Source organism: Psychromonas sp. SP041 (assembly GCF_000470315.2).
Classification (GTDB): domain Bacteria; phylum Pseudomonadota; class Gammaproteobacteria; order Enterobacterales; family Psychromonadaceae; genus Psychromonas.
In genome coordinates this window covers 1-16,162 of the sequence record NZ_CBRF02000021.1, presented here as the reverse complement: position 1 = coordinate 16,162, position 16,162 = coordinate 1, and the positions used below count along the sequence as shown (strand labels likewise).

At 34.3% G+C, this 16,162-nt stretch carries 12 protein-coding genes; 6 read left to right on the top strand and 6 right to left on the bottom strand.

Going from position 1 to position 16,162, the window contains the following annotated elements; translation table 11 throughout:
- Positions 1-242 precede the first annotated feature (242 nt).
- Both ptsP and rppH read right to left on the bottom strand, forming a co-directional pair.
- A complete protein-coding gene (gene ptsP, locus SP041_RS12500) occupies positions 243-2,513 on the bottom strand; it encodes a phosphoenolpyruvate--protein phosphotransferase (protein ID WP_025563145.1) in 2,271 nt (756 codons plus the stop codon).
- 32 nt (positions 2,514-2,545) lie between these two features.
- Positions 2,546-3,082 carry an RNA pyrophosphohydrolase gene (rppH, locus tag SP041_RS12495; protein ID WP_025563146.1) on the bottom strand — a complete coding sequence of 179 codons (537 nt, stop codon included), beginning with the start codon at positions 3,080-3,082 and terminating at the stop codon, positions 2,546-2,548.
- 652 nt (positions 3,083-3,734) lie between these two features.
- Here rppH and mutH point away from each other — a divergent pair.
- The 6 genes from mutH (at position 3,735) to SP041_RS12465 (ending at position 12,054) form a co-directional block, all read left to right on the top strand.
- Positions 3,735-4,406: a DNA mismatch repair endonuclease MutH gene (gene mutH / locus SP041_RS12490; protein WP_025563147.1), complete on the top strand. Its 672-nt coding sequence runs from the start codon at positions 3,735-3,737 to the stop codon at positions 4,404-4,406.
- Positions 4,407-4,486: 80 nt separating this feature from the next.
- Positions 4,487-4,816 (top strand): hypothetical protein, encoded by a 330-nt coding sequence (locus SP041_RS12485; RefSeq protein ID WP_025563148.1) that lies wholly within the window; start codon positions 4,487-4,489, stop codon positions 4,814-4,816.
- 561 nt (positions 4,817-5,377) lie between these two features.
- The gene (gene uvrA / locus SP041_RS12480) at positions 5,378-8,224 is read left to right on the top strand and encodes an excinuclease ABC subunit UvrA (RefSeq protein ID WP_025563149.1); all 2,847 of its coding nucleotides are present in this window, start codon (positions 5,378-5,380) and stop codon (positions 8,222-8,224) included.
- A 53-nt stretch (positions 8,225-8,277) separates the two neighbouring features.
- On the top strand, positions 8,278-10,017 hold the full coding sequence (locus SP041_RS12475; RefSeq protein ID WP_025563150.1) for a PglL family O-oligosaccharyltransferase: 1,740 nt from the start codon (positions 8,278-8,280) through the stop codon (positions 10,015-10,017).
- Entirely contained in the window at positions 10,014-10,709 is a 696-nt protein-coding gene (locus SP041_RS12470; protein WP_240791464.1) for a lytic transglycosylase domain-containing protein, read from the top strand. Before SP041_RS12475 ends, SP041_RS12470 begins: the two co-directional genes overlap by 4 nt.
- 115 nt (positions 10,710-10,824) lie before the next feature.
- Positions 10,825-12,054: a sugar transferase gene (locus tag SP041_RS12465; protein ID WP_025563152.1), complete on the top strand. Its 1,230-nt coding sequence runs from the start codon at positions 10,825-10,827 to the stop codon at positions 12,052-12,054.
- Between the two features lie 8 nt (positions 12,055-12,062).
- Here SP041_RS12465 and SP041_RS12460 read toward each other — a convergent pair whose 3' ends face one another.
- The 4 genes from SP041_RS12460 to SP041_RS12445 all read right to left on the bottom strand — a co-directional run bounded on the left by SP041_RS12460 (position 12,063) and on the right by SP041_RS12445 (position 16,014).
- On the bottom strand, positions 12,063-12,854 hold the full coding sequence (locus SP041_RS12460; protein ID WP_051368444.1) for a glycosyltransferase: 792 nt from the start codon (positions 12,852-12,854) through the stop codon (positions 12,063-12,065).
- On the bottom strand, positions 12,844-13,884 hold the full coding sequence (locus SP041_RS12455) for a glycosyltransferase family 4 protein (RefSeq protein WP_025563154.1): 1,041 nt from the start codon (positions 13,882-13,884) through the stop codon (positions 12,844-12,846). The genes SP041_RS12460 and SP041_RS12455 overlap by 11 nt, the downstream gene beginning before the upstream one ends.
- A 67-nt stretch (positions 13,885-13,951) precedes the next feature.
- Complete coding sequence (locus tag SP041_RS12450) at positions 13,952-14,893, bottom strand: hypothetical protein (RefSeq protein WP_051368445.1); 942 nt, start codon at positions 14,891-14,893, stop codon at positions 13,952-13,954.
- Between the two features lie 251 nt (positions 14,894-15,144).
- Complete coding sequence (locus tag SP041_RS12445; protein ID WP_137297871.1) at positions 15,145-16,014, bottom strand: glycosyl transferase; 870 nt, start codon at positions 16,012-16,014, stop codon at positions 15,145-15,147.
- Between the last annotated feature and the right edge of the window lie 148 nt (positions 16,015-16,162).

Genomic DNA, 16,162 nt, shown 5'->3' with positions numbered 1-16,162 from the left:
AAAATAAGATTAACTAAGTGACGTTACCTAAATAGCGTTAACTAAGTAAAACTAATACCAAAAGAATTAATAAGGTGATCATTCTTGTTGGTTAAAATCACCCCTAACTGCGTTCTGAGTTTTGAAGTGAGAACAACTATCTTCTACAACTCACGCCTTATTAGTGTTAACTTTTCCTGCGCAATTTCTAATCACTGATTTAATTCCATTGGTATAATTAACATCAATTAAGCACTAAAGTCCTATTTCTTACCAGCACGTACAAATCCACCCAATCCTTTTTCATCTAAATAGTTAATAAAAGTTTGTTTGATGAAGTTACCATCATGCCCTTTTAAAGCAACCTGAGTGCAAGCTTCTAATTCTGGAATAGTCACTTTATTCAGCAAATATTTAACTTTATTAATATTGAATGCATTCATACTTAGCTTGCGATAACCTAACCCTAGCAACATCAATAGTCCAATCGGATCACCTGCTAATTCACCACAAATACTCACTTCAATATTATTCTTTTTACTTTGCTCGAGTATTAAACGCATCGCCTGTAAGACGGCAGGATGGTAACTATCAAAGAGGTCTGCTACACGACTGTTATTACGATCTACAGCTAATAAGTATTGAGTTAAGTCATTGGTACCAATTGACAGAAAGTCCACCAGCGGCGCTAACTGATCAATAATAAAGATAGCTGAAGGCACCTCAATCATTACCCCAATATCAGGTAATGGAAATTGCTCTTCAGTGACATGTTGTTCCCAACAAATCTCTTGCCATGCTTGAACAATTAATCGTTTAGACTCTTCAACTTCACCAACAGACCCCACCATAGGCAGCATAATACGTAAATTCTGAGTGTTAAGGTTCGCACGTAACATCGCACGTATTTGAATTAAAAAAATCTCAGGATGATCTAGCGTTAAACGAATACCACGCCACCCTAAAAATGGATTTTCTTCAGTAATAGGGAAATAACTTAATTGCTTATCACCACCGATATCCAGCGTTCTCATGGTCACGGGTAAGTCTTTATATTCTTCCAATAAATGTTGATAAGCACTCACCTGTTCCTGCTCAGTCGGAAAAGCGCTATTAAGCATAAAAGGTAATTCACTACGGTATAAACCAATTCCTGAGAAGTTCTGTTCTTTAAAAACATCAGGCGTCGTATTTAAGCCGGTATTGAGTAACACTTCAATTTCACAACCATCTTTAGTGATGGCTGCTTGATTTGCTTCTAACTCAACTAACGCCTTCATCTCATTTTCTTCATCAAGCAGAATTTGATATTCCGCAATCAGAGAAGCTTCAGGCTCAATAATAATTGTGCCCGCATAGCCATTGATGATGATATTTTTATGCGCTACGTTTTTTAATCTTAATGGCACACCCAATACCGCAGGAATACCAAGTGCACGAGATAAAATCGCCACGTGAGAACTTAACCCACCACGTACAGAGACAATCCCTTTTAATTTATCTGGCGGAATCATCGCCAACATTGAAATTGTCACTTCTTCTGCGACTAAGATAATCTCATCAGGAAAGTCGTGTTTTTCATCATCACGATTTGAGAGATGGTATAAAAGACGTTGACCTACATCACGAATTTCGACAGCGCGTTCTCTTAAGTACGGGTCACTCATGCTTTCAAACTGTTCGATGTACCTTTCAGAAACACGTTTTACGGCACTTTTGGCTGTTAACTTATCTTCTCTAATTTGTAGTTCAATCGCTGACAGTAGGGCTTTATCTTTTAACAAATGCCCATAAACATCGAATAACATAAAGGCATCTTTAGAGACTTGTTCCTTAAGCGTTATTGATACTTTAGAAAACTCATCAGCACATGCCTGAACAGCATTAGTAAAGGACTCCATTTCACTATTAGGCTTATCACTTAACTCAATGCCAACATCACTTAACAAAAGGTGAGCTTGTAAAACATGGACCTTATTAATAGAGATCCCAGAGCTCGCAGGGCTACCTTGCAAATGAAGTGAATGTCTTTTGGGTGCTTTCTCGTCTGGTAGATCTAAAAGCGTTCCACCTAATACACTGCCTAGGTGCACGGCTAATGTAACGAGGAATGATTCTTCAAGCTCATTGAATAAACGAGGTAACCGTTGTTGTGCAACTAATACGCCAAGCACTTCACGTTTGTGAATGATCGGAACACCTAAAAATGATTTAAATTGTTCTTCATTACTAGAAGGGAGATATTTGAATTGAGGATGTTCAGATACGTTTGCTAAATTGATTGGTTCACCTTTTTGATAAACCAAACCAACAATACCTTCATCAAGATTAAAGTGTGTTGCACCAACCACTTGGTTATCTAGACCTTCACTCGCCATTAATGACAACTTCTTGGTTTCTTTATTCGTCACAAAAATAGAACAACAATCTAAGATCATTGTACTTTTGGTTTGTTCTACCAATAAATTCATCGCATCAGAAAGAGTACTTGCCTCACCGAATTGCTCTACAATCTGACGAAGTTGGCTGAACATAAAACACTCCTGTTAATGAGGAAAAACAGTACCTATTGTTTGAAAGAACCTCGACGAGGTCGTTTATTTCTTTTTTTATCTGATTTGTGCATTAATGAAAAAGCAGCATGACAAAACTCAGCCAATGCTCTTCTATAAACATCACGCTTAAATGACACCACTTGCCGTACAGGATACCAGTAAGTTACCCATCGCCAATCATCAAATTCTGGATGTCCACATGTATCAAACTCAATTTGCTCTTCTTCTGCAATCAATTGTAATAAAAACCAACGTTGTTTTTGGCCAATACAAATAGGTGCGGGAGACTCCCAACGTACTAAACGTTTAGGTAATTTATATCGTAACCATTGACGGCTACTCGCAACTACTTTTACATGCTCAGGTTTTAGACCCACTTCTTCATACAGTTCACGATACATTGCTTTTTCAGGCGTTTCGCCTTCTTTAATCCCACCCTGTGGAAATTGCCATGAATGCTGACCGAAGCGTTTAGCCCATAAAACTTGACCATTTTTATTACAAATGATGATACCTACATTGGAGCGATAGCCGTCAGCATCAATCATTAAAAACCTTAGTCAGGTTAAGATCTATTCTTATTTATACACAAGTAAATCGACGAAAAAATAGAATAGATGGAATTATCATTATTAATGCATTCTTTCACAGAACCCCCTTACCATCAAATCGATAAACTATAAAAAGGTTAAACGATAGTACCTACATCACGTTTACAGAAAATTGTAGATCAAATATATCCACTAAATCTGTGCATAACTATGTGTACAATTAACCATAAATAAAAAAGTAAAGAAACAACGTAAACTACAAGATCTTTATTAGATTATTTAAAGCATGATTATCACATTAAAAAACAATAAGTTGAACTTAAAATATAATAAATTTTCTTTTGACCCTGTCATTAGATCCAGTGTTTTTAATTCACAATCGAATGTGAATATCTTCTGCGTTTAAAAAATAGTCATTGTCAATTTCAATGGTACTTTTTGTTCAAAAAATAAACATAAAAACTGATTTTTAAGATATTTATGCACATTTTTAAAAATCAAAGTTAAGATCTTACGATCTATTCACTTATCCACTAAAATTGTGCATAACTCTGTGTAAGTTCATTTTACAACTATGAATAACCTCAAATAAGAAAAATGCGTACAATAAAAGTCTCTATTTATTATTTATCGACTAAAGGAAGTTACCATGCAGCCTACACCACAATCTGAAGCTCAGTTATTAGCATATTGTGAGGCTATTGCCGGGTATTCTTTATCTGAACTAGCTGATATGGCTAATATCGAAACACCAGAAAATCTGCGCAAAAATAAAGGATGGGTTGGACAGCTTATAGAATGGCACTTAGGTGCAACGGCAGGCAGTAAACCAGAACAAGATTTTAAGCATTTAGGCATTGAATTAAAAACCATTCCTATTGATAGCCAAGGTAAAGTATTAGAAACCACTTTTGTTTGTAGCACCCCTATATTACATACAACACATCTAACTTGGCAGAATAGCAATATCCGTAATAAACTAAGTAAAGTGCTGTGGTTACCCGTACAAGGCGAGCGAAAAATCCCGCTTTCAGAGCGAATTGTTGGTAATGGTTTCTTATGGACGGCTTCTTTTCAGCAAGAACAATTAATGCAGCAAGATTGGGATGAGCTAATGGAGAAAATTGCGCTAGGGAAAATAGAACAAATTAGTGCACGTAATGGACAAGTTCTACAACTTCGTCCTAAAGCCGCCAACGGACAAGTCGTTACTGATGCCTATGGTGAAGATGGCGAACTAATTAAAGTACGTCCTCGTGGCTTTTACCTCAAAAAAGCATTCACTCAGGGAATTATTAACCAACAATTTAATTTAAATTAAGTTTCACTGATTATGTGACTAGAATTTGTACAATTTTTACAGTAAATTAAATACTACATAATATTTTTTGAGGATCTAACATGAATATTAAAAAACAATTTTTAAAAAACAAACCAATAGTTAAAATCACCTTTGAGATCAGTAAAGAAGTAGCAAACGATGCGGTAAGTATCAATTTACTCTCTGAACATAATCAATGGCAACCAATCGAATTTAAAAAATTTAAAAATGGGAAATTTAAAGTAGCAGAAAATATCTCATCTGAAGATCGCCAAGGCTTTCAATTTATTTATCAAGTCACCTCTGAAACAGGCACCGAATCTATTTTATTACCAGATGATGTAGATAGTTATGTTGATAATGGCATGAATGATGGCGGTAAAAATGCAGTCCTGTTACTGACAGAATAATAATAGACCCGAGCTGTAGCGAGGTACTTTAAAGACCGTTAATATAAAAACATCTTTAAAGTAATGATTAATAATATATGGTTCACCATAGGTATTTATTCACTCTATAATTAACGCCCTAACCTTAAAACACTTACTTTATTAACAACCTTTTCTTAAAGAGAAGTGCTTTCATCCCGTATTATTTTGATTGCTTATTGAATGGCAAAACGATAATTGAAACATTTATCTAATATAAAAATCTTTAAATTGGCTTTAACACTATGATCGAGATTAAATAACTGAACGTATCATCCATAAATGTCGATCAAAACCTATAACTAACACTAATATAACTCCTTCGTAAGTCACTCCAAAGTATGTAAAATAAAACCTATTATAAAGGTAGATTGTTAAGGTAGATTTTTAACGAAAAAAGGTATTTATGTTCATAGGATCTAACAGACACTACCACTGTAATAATTTACAGTGTACTATATTTTACAACTGCATGATTATTATAAAGAATGCTTTCAGACCACTAGAATACTTATATTCGAATGTATTAATGAGTGAGAAATAATGAACAATATTGAAATACGCGGTGCAAAAACACATAACTTAAAAAATATTAGCTTAACGATCCCACGTGATAAATTAGTCGTGATCACAGGCCTGTCTGGCTCAGGAAAGTCTTCATTAGCATTTGATACTTTATATGCTGAAGGTCAACGTCGTTATGTAGAATCATTATCAGCTTATGCTCGTCAATTCTTATCATTGATGGAGAAACCTGATGTAGAACACATAGAAGGTTTATCTCCCGCTATTTCTATTGAACAAAAATCAACATCGCATAATCCACGATCAACAGTTGGCACGATTACCGAAATATCTGATTATTTACGATTATTATTTGCCCGTATCGGAGATCCTCGCTGCCCAACGCACGGGGTAACATTACATGCTCAAACCGTCAGCCAAATGGTCGACTCTATCTTAGAGAGTCCAGAAGGTAGCAAAATGATGTTACTTGCTCCGATTGTGAAAGGCCGTAAAGGTGAGCATGTTAAAACATTCGAAAGCTTAGCGGCACAAGGTTTTTTACGAGCTCGAATTGACGGGGATATTTGTGACTTAAGCGATCCACCAAAGCTAGAACTTCATAAAAAACACAATATCGAAGTCGTGGTTGACCGATTTAAAGTGCGTGATGACTTAAAGCAACGCCTTGCCGAGTCGGTAGAAACAACGTTAGATCTCAGTAATGGTTCTGCTATTTTAGCGTATATGGATGATAGCCAACCAGAACAATTATTTTCAGCGAACTTCTCTTGTCCACACTGTGGCTACAGCATTTCAGAACTAGAGCCGCGCATATTTTCTTTTAATAGCCCAGCCGGTGCTTGTGAAACCTGCGATGGTTTAGGCGTAGAACAATATTTCGATGAAGCACGAGTTGTCACCGATAGTTCACTAAGTTTAGCCGACGGTGCTATTGAAGGTTGGAGCAGTAAATCAAATTATTATTACCAAATATTAAGAGCCGTAGCTACACATTATGGCTTTTCACTTACCAAACCGTTTAAGTCATTAACTAAAAAGCACCAACAGTATGTGTTAAATGGTACCGGCTCAGAAAAAATATCTTTTACTTACAGTAACGACAGAGGCGATCAGGTTTCACGTTTACATGCTTTTGAAGGTGTCATTCCAAATCGAGCGCGCCGTTATAAAGAAACAGAATCACCAGCAATGCGTGAGTATTTAAGTAAATATATGAACCGTCAGTCTTGTTCTAGCTGTGCAGGCTCGCGCTTAAAAGAATCGTCTCGCAATGTGTTCATTAATGACGTTAATCTTGCTTATGTTTCTGAATTATCTATTTCAGATGCAGAACAATTTTTCAAAGAGATTAAATTAGTTGGGCAAAAGGCCAAAATAGCCGAAAAAATACTAAAAGAAATTTTAGAGCGACTTAGCTTCTTAGTTAATGTGGGTTTGAATTACCTAAGCTTAGAACGTAGTGCAGAAACATTATCTGGCGGTGAAGCACAACGTATTCGTTTAGCGAGTCAGATTGGTGCGGGTTTAATGGGCGTTATGTATGTTTTAGATGAACCTTCAATCGGTTTGCATCAACGTGATAACGAACGCTTATTGAAAACGTTAACGCATTTACGTGACTTAGGTAATACAGTCATTGTTGTAGAGCATGACGAAGATGCCATTCGTCAAGCCGATCATATTATTGATATTGGCCCTGGTGCAGGTATTCACGGTGGTGAAATCATTGCCGAAGGTAACTACAATAAGATTTTAAAATCTAAAAACTCGCTAACAGCAGACTACTTGAGTGGCCGTAAAGAAATAAGCATTCCAGCTCAACGTACACCATTAACAGGTAGCTGGGTCAAATTAAAAGCAGCCAGTGCAAATAACTTAAAATCAGTCAATTTAGACTTGCCATTGGGTGTATTAACCTGTGTTACTGGTGTGTCAGGCTCAGGTAAATCAACGTTAATTAACGATACCTTATTTCCATTAGCGCAAACTAAACTCAACAAAGCCAGTACAGCAGAGGCATTAGCGCATAAGAGTATCTCTGGTTTATCACAGTTAGACAAAGTCGTTGATATTAACCAAAGTCCAATTGGTAGAACACCGCGTTCAAACCCAGCAACCTACACGGGAATTTTCACACCAATACGTGAATTATTTGCAGCGACACCTGAGTCACGATCTCGTGGTTATAAACCAGGTCGTTTCAGCTTTAATGTTAAAGGTGGACGCTGTGAAGCTTGCCAAGGTGATGGCATGATCAAAGTTGAAATGCATTTTTTACCTGATGTTTATGTCCCATGTGACGTGTGTAAAGGTCAACGCTATAACCGTGAAACCTTATCGGTCAAATACAAAGGTAAAAATATTCACGAAACATTAGATATGACAGTAGAAGATGCGTTTAAATTTTTCGAGCCAGTACCTGTTATCGCGAGAAAATTACAAACGTTAATGGATGTTGGCCTTTCTTATATTCGTTTAGGTCAAGCAGCAACGACACTATCTGGTGGCGAGGCCCAACGTGTAAAACTAGCGAAGGAATTATCTAAGAGAGACACGGGTAAAACACTGTATATCTTAGATGAGCCGACGACAGGTCTTCACTTTCATGATATTGCTCAGTTATTAAAAGTCATTCATACGTTACGTGATAAAGGTAATACATTAGTTATTATTGAACATAACTTAGATGTGATTAAAACAGCTGACTGGATCATTGATCTAGGTCCCGAAGGTGGTAATGGTGGTGGTGAGATCATCGCAACTGGCACTCCAGAAGAGGTAATAAAAGTAAAAGGTAGTTATACTGGGCAATTCTTAAAAACGATTTTAGATAAGAACAGTAAGAAAAACAGTAAATCGTAAGAAATACTCACATAAACAGATAATCAATAAAATTTAAAAAGCATGAGAGATAAATGGACTTACAACAAAAGCTAACACGTGCCTTCTTTATTAGTTTTGCACTTTTAATGGGCTTAGGCGCGCACTACTTTCAACATAATCAAGGTGGTAGTGGCTTACAAATAGCAGTTAATAACGTTGTTTGGATATTTTTCTCTCTATTAATTGGTTTAGGTTTATGGAGAATAACAGCACAACAAAAAATTATTTATTCAAAATATACTGCGATCATATTCATCGCTTTAGGATTATTTTTTGTCCCTCTTTTTTACCCTAATAATGAGTTTTCAGACCAAAGCTACACGCGTTTATTGGGCCTTTTTGCCGGTATTCTGCTCTTTTTGAGCTTGCAGCAATTTAGCTTTACTCGTCAGCAGATTGAAAAGCTTCTCTTATTGATTGTGTTGGCGGGTTTTATTCAAGCCTGTTACAGCTTAATGCAAGATTACTTGTTACCAGCAAGCAACTATTTTGGCTATAACGTCGGTTATGGTCGCCCTTACGGTATATTCCAACAGCCCAATGTATTAGCTAGTTTTATGGCAACCACCTTGCTATTAAGTGGCTACTTATTACAGCAAGTAAACAATAAAAAACTACAAGCTTGGTTATTGCTCACTGCAATGCTCAATATCTGGGTGATCAGTGTTGCTATGTCACGAACTGGTTATCTCGGGGCATTAATTGGTTTATTACTATTAACGCCTTGGGCTTGGCAAAGTAATAAAAAACGTTTTATGTTATTCGGATTAGCTATTTTATTAGGTATCGGTTTTGCTTCAATGAAAGGTGATGCACTAGGTGCCCGTAACGTCGAAGCAATGAAAGAAGGCGGCGCCCGCATCGAAATGTACCAGCATGGTTTGCACATGATAAAAGCAAAACCATTATTCGGTTATGGTTACGGTGGTTTTGAGAAAGCGTATTTAACAACGCATGCAGAGCGTGTTGAAAAAGGCGAGTTAAAAAAGTTTACGCAAGTATTAACACACCCTCATAACGACCTTATTTTTTGGGCAATTGAAGGTGGAGTAGCACCAATATTAGGTATGTTGCTATTAGTGCTCACCTTTTTCCATCGATTAAGTTCCTTTCAATGGCCAAAAGCATTAGCACTATTAGCCTTAGTCATTCCTATAGGGCTACATACTCAAACGGAATACCCTTTGTATCACTCAGCACTGCATTGGTTAGTGTTAATGGTGCTGGTATTTTATGTTGATTCTGAATCACAAAAAGTCAGTGAGAAGCACTTTACTCCGACGTTCTTTTTACGTGTCGCAGGTACTTTGATTCCACTATTCACAGCCATTTTTATGATCACTAATTTATTTACTATCCACACAATGACCCACTTCGAACGAAGTAGAACACCAGATATTAGAGAACTTCTTAGTATTGTTAACCCATTGGTATTCGATAATAATATTTCATTTCATTTATATAATTTCAGACTAACAAGTGCCATGAATACGGGCAATACAGAAGAACTTAAGCAAGTCACATTAGCATTAGAACAAACTGTTTATAACACACCGAAACCTTTCTTTTACCATCTATTATATATAGCTTATAAATACAATAATCAGTCAAAGCAAGCGATTGAGACTCTTAATTATGCGCGTTATTTATTCCCAGGGGATAAAGGCTTAAAGGATGCAGATAAACCTAAAGAAATAACTTCAGAGGCTATATCAACAGGGACAAAAACAATAACCAGCAGTGCTTTAAATAGCCATAGTGAGGTTCAATGATGAAGTTCAGTAACAGAGTCAATCAAAAGTCTAATGATAGATTCAACATTATGCTTTCATCTGCGCCACGCTGCATTTTGTCTTGTATATTACTGTGCTTAAGTGGGATTTCTTTTATAGCCACAGCCGATATTTATATGTATATCGATAAGAAAGGAAATAAACACTTTTCTGAACGAAAAGAAGATAAAAATTACACGTTATTATTGCGCAGTGATACCAACAAAAAACCGCATAGTTTTAGAAATTGGAAAGCCAAAAGCTATACTAATATTTCAATTCCTCGAAATAAAACACTGCAAAGAAAATACCACCCTATTATTATAAAAGCGGCAGAAAAGAACCAACTGGATCCGGCTTTTTTACATGCCATCATTACCGCAGAGTCGGCTTATCAAAGCAAAGCAATATCTTCCGCTGGAGCACAAGGATTAATGCAACTGATGCCTGAAACCGCTAAACGTTTTTCAGTTACCGATTCATTTGATCCGATACAAAACATCTATGCAGGTGCTTTATATTTAAAAATATTATTAAAAGAATTTAAGACCAGAGAACTAGCGGCAGCGGCTTATAATGCAGGGGAAGGTGCAGTAAGAAAATACAAAAGGCAAATTCCTCCGTATCCTGAAACACAAAAATATGTGTCTAAAGTACTGACTTTTTACCAATATTATCAACATAATTTATGACTTTAAAATTCAAAAAACCTTAGTATTGGCAAATAACACAAGCTCAACTAATTAATGTTATTCTAGAATAATATTAATTAGTTTCTTTACATCATTGCATGAGTAGCACCAAAAAATGTATAAAATCAAACAATTACTCTCTAACAAATACATTTCTTATGGTATTGGCGTTGCATTGATTTATGCTTTTATCGATATCCTAATGCCACTTTCATTCACGACTGTTTACAATAGCTTACTGATCACTATTGCAGTGTATTCAAGCACGGTTATTGTCTTACCAAGAATTACTAAATACCTGTTAGTTGATAAAAGTTTATATATTTTACCCGTCCTATTATCGACTTATAGCATTGCTATTATTGCCATTGTTTTATTGCGCATTGAGTATTCACGCCCTACTTTACTTTATGGCTTTAGTGTTGTTTTATGTTGGTTATTCTTTACTACTTTATTGAATCGTAAATCCGCTATTTTAAAACTACAGGCCATTGATAATTTCTCACTTTCTTCTCTGAGCACGAATCGACATATTGAAATAAAAACGATTACACCGCCTTATCACCTCAATCAAATTGAGCAAGGCTTGGTCGTCAATTTACATGATCCATTAACACCTGAACAAGAAAAGTTTATTGCCGACTGTAGTATCAATAATATCGTTGTTTACCACTCTGAAACCATTAGAGAAATGATTGAAGGTAAAGTCCCCAATACACACCTATCTGAAAGTGCATTAAATGCTTTAAATACCAATCCCAGTTACCGCTTAATAAAACGGATAATAGAATCCACCCTTATAATAGCGAGCTTACCTCTACTATTACCACTATTGATGATAGTCAGCATTGCAATTAAATTAGAAAGCAAAGGCCCTATTTTTTATACACAAAATAGAGTGGGCCAAGCCGGAAAAGTATTTAAAATATATAAACTAAGAAGCATGGAAGTAACTTGCCCAAAAGCCGACTCTAAATTTGCTACCGAAGAAAGGGCAAGAGTCACGAGAATTGGCAGATTTATTCGTCAAACGCGCATCGATGAAATACCACAATTTTTTAATGTACTAAAAGGTGAAATGGCATTAATTGGGCCAAGACCAGAGCAAGAGGTCTTTGTAAAAGCCTTTGAAGCCGAGATTCCGTTTTATGGCTACCGTCACATGGTAAAACCGGGCATTACAGGTTGGGCACAAACAGTCCAAGGTTATACAGCAGATACCGATTCAACCCGTGAGAAGCTCGCACACGACCTCTACTACATCAAACACCTTTCGTTCTGGCTTGATGCAAACATATTCTTTAAAACGCTTAAAACCATGCTAACGGGGTTTGGGGCGAAGTGAGCTAGAAGCTATGTTCTTTTTTTTATCCCAAAATAAACATAATGACATAAATAATAAACTGCACTGAATATTGATAATTCTTGTTCTTTCCTAAGAATTGACCAGTGCCAATTTAATGATTGGACTTTGTTAGAAGAAAGTGAAGAGGATCTGACACGGTATTCAGCCAATACTTCTTCAATACCAATTGAGTAAGCTTCTTCTGTTTTACTTAACACATCTAGCCACATGATATAATCTTCATGCTTCCTTTCCTTCTGAAATACAGTTCCAACTTTATTACGATCAATAATCCCTGTTGAATTTCCAATAAAGTTACTTTTTCGCATTAACGATAAGTTAATATATTTAACTGTTTTAACATCATTAATGAATTTTCCAGACTCATCAATACGCCTGAAGCTTGAGTGGCAACACACTGCATTATTTTGTTGTCTTAACGTAGCTATTTGTTGGCTTAATTTATTAGGCAACCATAAATCATCACTATCAAGAAATGCAATAAATTGTCCTTTTGCAGCTTGGATAGCTCTATTACGAGTGAATACGGCCCCTTTATTACTATCATTTTTTATCAAAATTATTCTTGGATCTTTAAAAGTGAGAATAATATTGAGAGTATTGTCTGTGGAATAATCGTCGACAATAAATAGTTGCCAATTTTGATATGATTGAGACAATACAGACTCTATGCTATTAATAATATACTTACCTGAGTTATAGGTAGGCATAACGATAGAAACTAAGTCATTTATAAACATGATATTTTTACTTTCATAACAATTCCACTTAATAGGCATTTATCAAATCACTCCAATATGAAGCAATTTTTTCCTCAGTAAAATTACTTGCACTATTTAATGCACCCTTTTGTAAATTTGTTAAATGATTTTCATCATTTAGTAACCTTTCTAAGTGGTAAATGAATTTACTTTGATTACCATTTTCGATCAAAACTCCACTTGCTTGATTTTCTATTAATTCTTGTGGACCCGTTTTACAATTATAAGCAATACAGGGAGTTCCAAATGACTTTGCTTCAACTATGGCCAAGGGTAGTCCTTCATACCTAGATGTCATAACAAGAAGTTCTGCATTTAAGTATTCTTTATCAATATTCGTAGTAACAGGTAAAAACTCCACAGAATCCTCGATCTTTAACATGATTGCTAAAGATATTAAAGCTTTCTTATCTTCACCTTCACCAATCAACCTGAGCTTCCAGTTTTCTTTACTAGACGTTTTACTCCAAAGATGAAGCAAACGATCAAATCCTTTTTGATATGTCATACGCCCAACAGCCAGGACTATTTTACTAGAAGGTTTACAATTAACGTTTTCTATAGGAATAAAGCGGCTTGCATTAGGAATAACACTAGTTTTGCAATTTGTTTTCTTCTTCAATAGAAGTTGATCATGCTGAGTTAATAAGACTACATGATCAGAAAAAGAATAAGCAAATTTTTTTAGTATCTTTACAGGCTTGGAGAAAGATTCATAAGAAACATGTTCGCTTAAAATAAGAGTCGATGGTATTGAACATAACTTAAAAAGGAATGATATTTCTACAGAAAGCCTCCCCATTGAAATAGGTATAACAATATCAAAATAATTTTTTTTGAAATATGAAAATAAAAAAAATTTTTTATTTTCATATGAATCGATTTTAACTTGTGAAGATACTCTATAGAAAGGACTGCAATTACTCGATAAGTTTAATATCGTGACATTTAAATTCAAAGTAACAAGACTGTTGGCAATAAATGAAGCAACTTTCTCTGTTCCTCCAGCAAGTGAAATATCTGGAATGATAATTAAAACTCTTTTCATATAATCACCTTTTATTTCGGTTAGAAACAGCTAATAGATTGAGTTTTAAAAATAAGCATAATTAGTACTAATCAAATGCCTTTGCAATTGCATAAAATATTTCATTTTGTTCGTTTATTATTTTATCTGTAGATTTATATTCTTGATTTAAAAATGTATTATTGATGCCAATTTGATCTATTGAATTTATTACTTTCAATTCACATGCTAAATATTCATTTATTTTAGTAGGGGATGCTACATAATTAATAACACTGCTATTTCTTACTATAACACCATAATCTGAAGCATTTAGATATTTACAAACATCTGAGTAGGCTAAAGAACCGATATAAAAATCGCTGAGATCAATATTATTCTTGATACTAAAATCTTTAACAAAATTGATCTCATTAGTAATAATGATAAAAAAATATTTATTTACTTCTTTAATACTTAACTCATTAAACTTCAAAATTATTTTATCAAGATTTTGCCAGTAATCTGCTCCGCCTACATAGATATAAACCTGTTTATCTTTAACATTAAGTTTGTCTCGGTATTCATTTCTCAACTTTATAGATTTATAAAAAAATTCTTCATTTACTATCGTTGGAAATACAGCACTATTTTGTTTGAACTTATACTTTTCTTTATAATATTTCTGCATATTATTTGATACAAAAAAGAAATAATATGCGTGTGCAAAAACTATTTCCTCAGTTTTTTTAGATTGTAATGAATAAAAATTTGATAACTTTACTTGAGAGCTTTTTTTTTCTTCTACTATTGCACCTCTTATATCGGCTATCACTTTTTTATCTAAGTTAAACCTCTTTAATAAATTAACGGCAAATAGACTGCCAACATGCCCTCTGCAATGTATAATATCAGCGTGTTCAAATTCTCTACGTATTTTATTTGAAATGGTTAAAGCTCGAAGTTTATTAACAGATGGAATAAACATTCTAGGATAGCGATATATTTTAATAAGTTCATATTTTGCATCATTAGGCTTATCTAACTTCATATCCCTATGACTACATAATGCTATAAGCTTTATATTGTTTTGTTTGGAATGATAATTACACAATGTATGAACTTGGCTCATAAAAATAGACAAGTCTAAGTAAGAATCGGATATATAAACAATATTCAAAATATTTTCACTTCTCTTATCATAAGTTCAAATTAATTTATAATTAACATTCTAATAAACCAATTATTATTTCGATAACTAATAAAACCGTCTAGCTAACACTCTTTTATTATTCTTTAATATTAATTGAAACCTAAATAGCTTTTAATATTATATTGTTCAAATACATTCTTTATTTGCTCATCATTTCTACCTTTAAAAAAATTTTCATGCATCAAACCTATATCTTGATTGTTTTGCAGAATCAAAAATCGCTCAGAAAAATCACGAGCATCATTTACTTTTTTACATTTTATATCATTTAATAAAGACATAGCTTTAAACCAGATATCATCGGCATGTGGGGCTAAAGCAGTAAATTTTTTATTATTTAAACATTCATGGCTTAACGCCCCTACCGGGTAAAAAACACCGCCAACACCAATTGGGACAATCAATTTCCCCTCTTTATGTTCAGCTGTGCCGATTTCCCACTTCAAATAAGGTAAAGGATAACCTTCTAGGTCTAAAACTATCTTATGAGCCATATGACTTAAAATACAGTTAGGAAATAGTTTATTTTCTTTATATAAAATTTCAATCATATCATGAGGATAAAGTACATCATCATCAATAGTAATAATGTTTGCATTTGGAAATTGCATTAATGTGGGGATTAACTTCTTATAAGATTTGTAATTAGGGCAAAAGCGAACTTCTAAACCACGCTCTATTTGCTTGTGCAAAATCAGAGGGATAGTCTCTAGTGTAAATTCATTCTCATCTAACCAAAGTATTAATCGATTAGGTTTTAGTGTTTGTTCTGCTATAGATTCAATCACTAAGTGAACATCATGAACTCTTTTATTATAAGTTGTAAAACTTAATATTAGCTCAGTTTCTCCTGCAATTCTTTTAGAAACTATATCTGTATTACTTGTTAAAGCTAAGTTTAATAAATGAGTAGATTTGATTGTAACAGCTAATAATCGCTCAACATTATTGTACATCATGTATCTATACACATACTTTTTTATAAATTTTCGTAAACTAAAAAACATATGAATTTCTTTTTGTTAACAATAATTTGTCTTAGTTATATTCATTTATAAATAATTTCACAAAAACTTTTATTAAGACTCGGTATATTAAACTTTCTAT

Excerpts from the sequence above, each read along its gene's own strand:
- ptsP (WP_025563145.1), bottom strand. The coding sequence starts at position 2,513 with ATGTTCAGCCAACTTCGTCAGATTGTAGAGCAATTCGGTGAGGCAAGT.
- rppH (WP_025563146.1), bottom strand. The coding sequence starts at position 3,082 with ATGATTGATGCTGACGGCTATCGCTCCAATGTAGGTATCATCATTTGT.
- mutH (WP_025563147.1), top strand. The coding sequence starts at position 3,735 with ATGCAGCCTACACCACAATCTGAAGCTCAGTTATTAGCATATTGTGAG.
- SP041_RS12485 (WP_025563148.1), top strand. The coding sequence starts at position 4,487 with ATGAATATTAAAAAACAATTTTTAAAAAACAAACCAATAGTTAAAATC.
- uvrA (WP_025563149.1), top strand. The coding sequence starts at position 5,378 with ATGAACAATATTGAAATACGCGGTGCAAAAACACATAACTTAAAAAAT.
- SP041_RS12475 (WP_025563150.1), top strand. The coding sequence starts at position 8,278 with ATGGACTTACAACAAAAGCTAACACGTGCCTTCTTTATTAGTTTTGCA.
- SP041_RS12470 (WP_240791464.1), top strand. The coding sequence starts at position 10,014 with ATGATGAAGTTCAGTAACAGAGTCAATCAAAAGTCTAATGATAGATTC.
- SP041_RS12465 (WP_025563152.1), top strand. The coding sequence starts at position 10,825 with ATGTATAAAATCAAACAATTACTCTCTAACAAATACATTTCTTATGGT.
- SP041_RS12460 (WP_051368444.1), bottom strand. The coding sequence starts at position 12,854 with ATGCCTATTAAGTGGAATTGTTATGAAAGTAAAAATATCATGTTTATA.
- SP041_RS12455 (WP_025563154.1), bottom strand. The coding sequence starts at position 13,884 with ATGAAAAGAGTTTTAATTATCATTCCAGATATTTCACTTGCTGGAGGA.
- SP041_RS12450 (WP_051368445.1), bottom strand. The coding sequence starts at position 14,893 with ATGAAGTTAGATAAGCCTAATGATGCAAAATATGAACTTATTAAAATA.
- SP041_RS12445 (WP_137297871.1), bottom strand. The coding sequence starts at position 16,014 with ATGATGTACAATAATGTTGAGCGATTATTAGCTGTTACAATCAAATCT.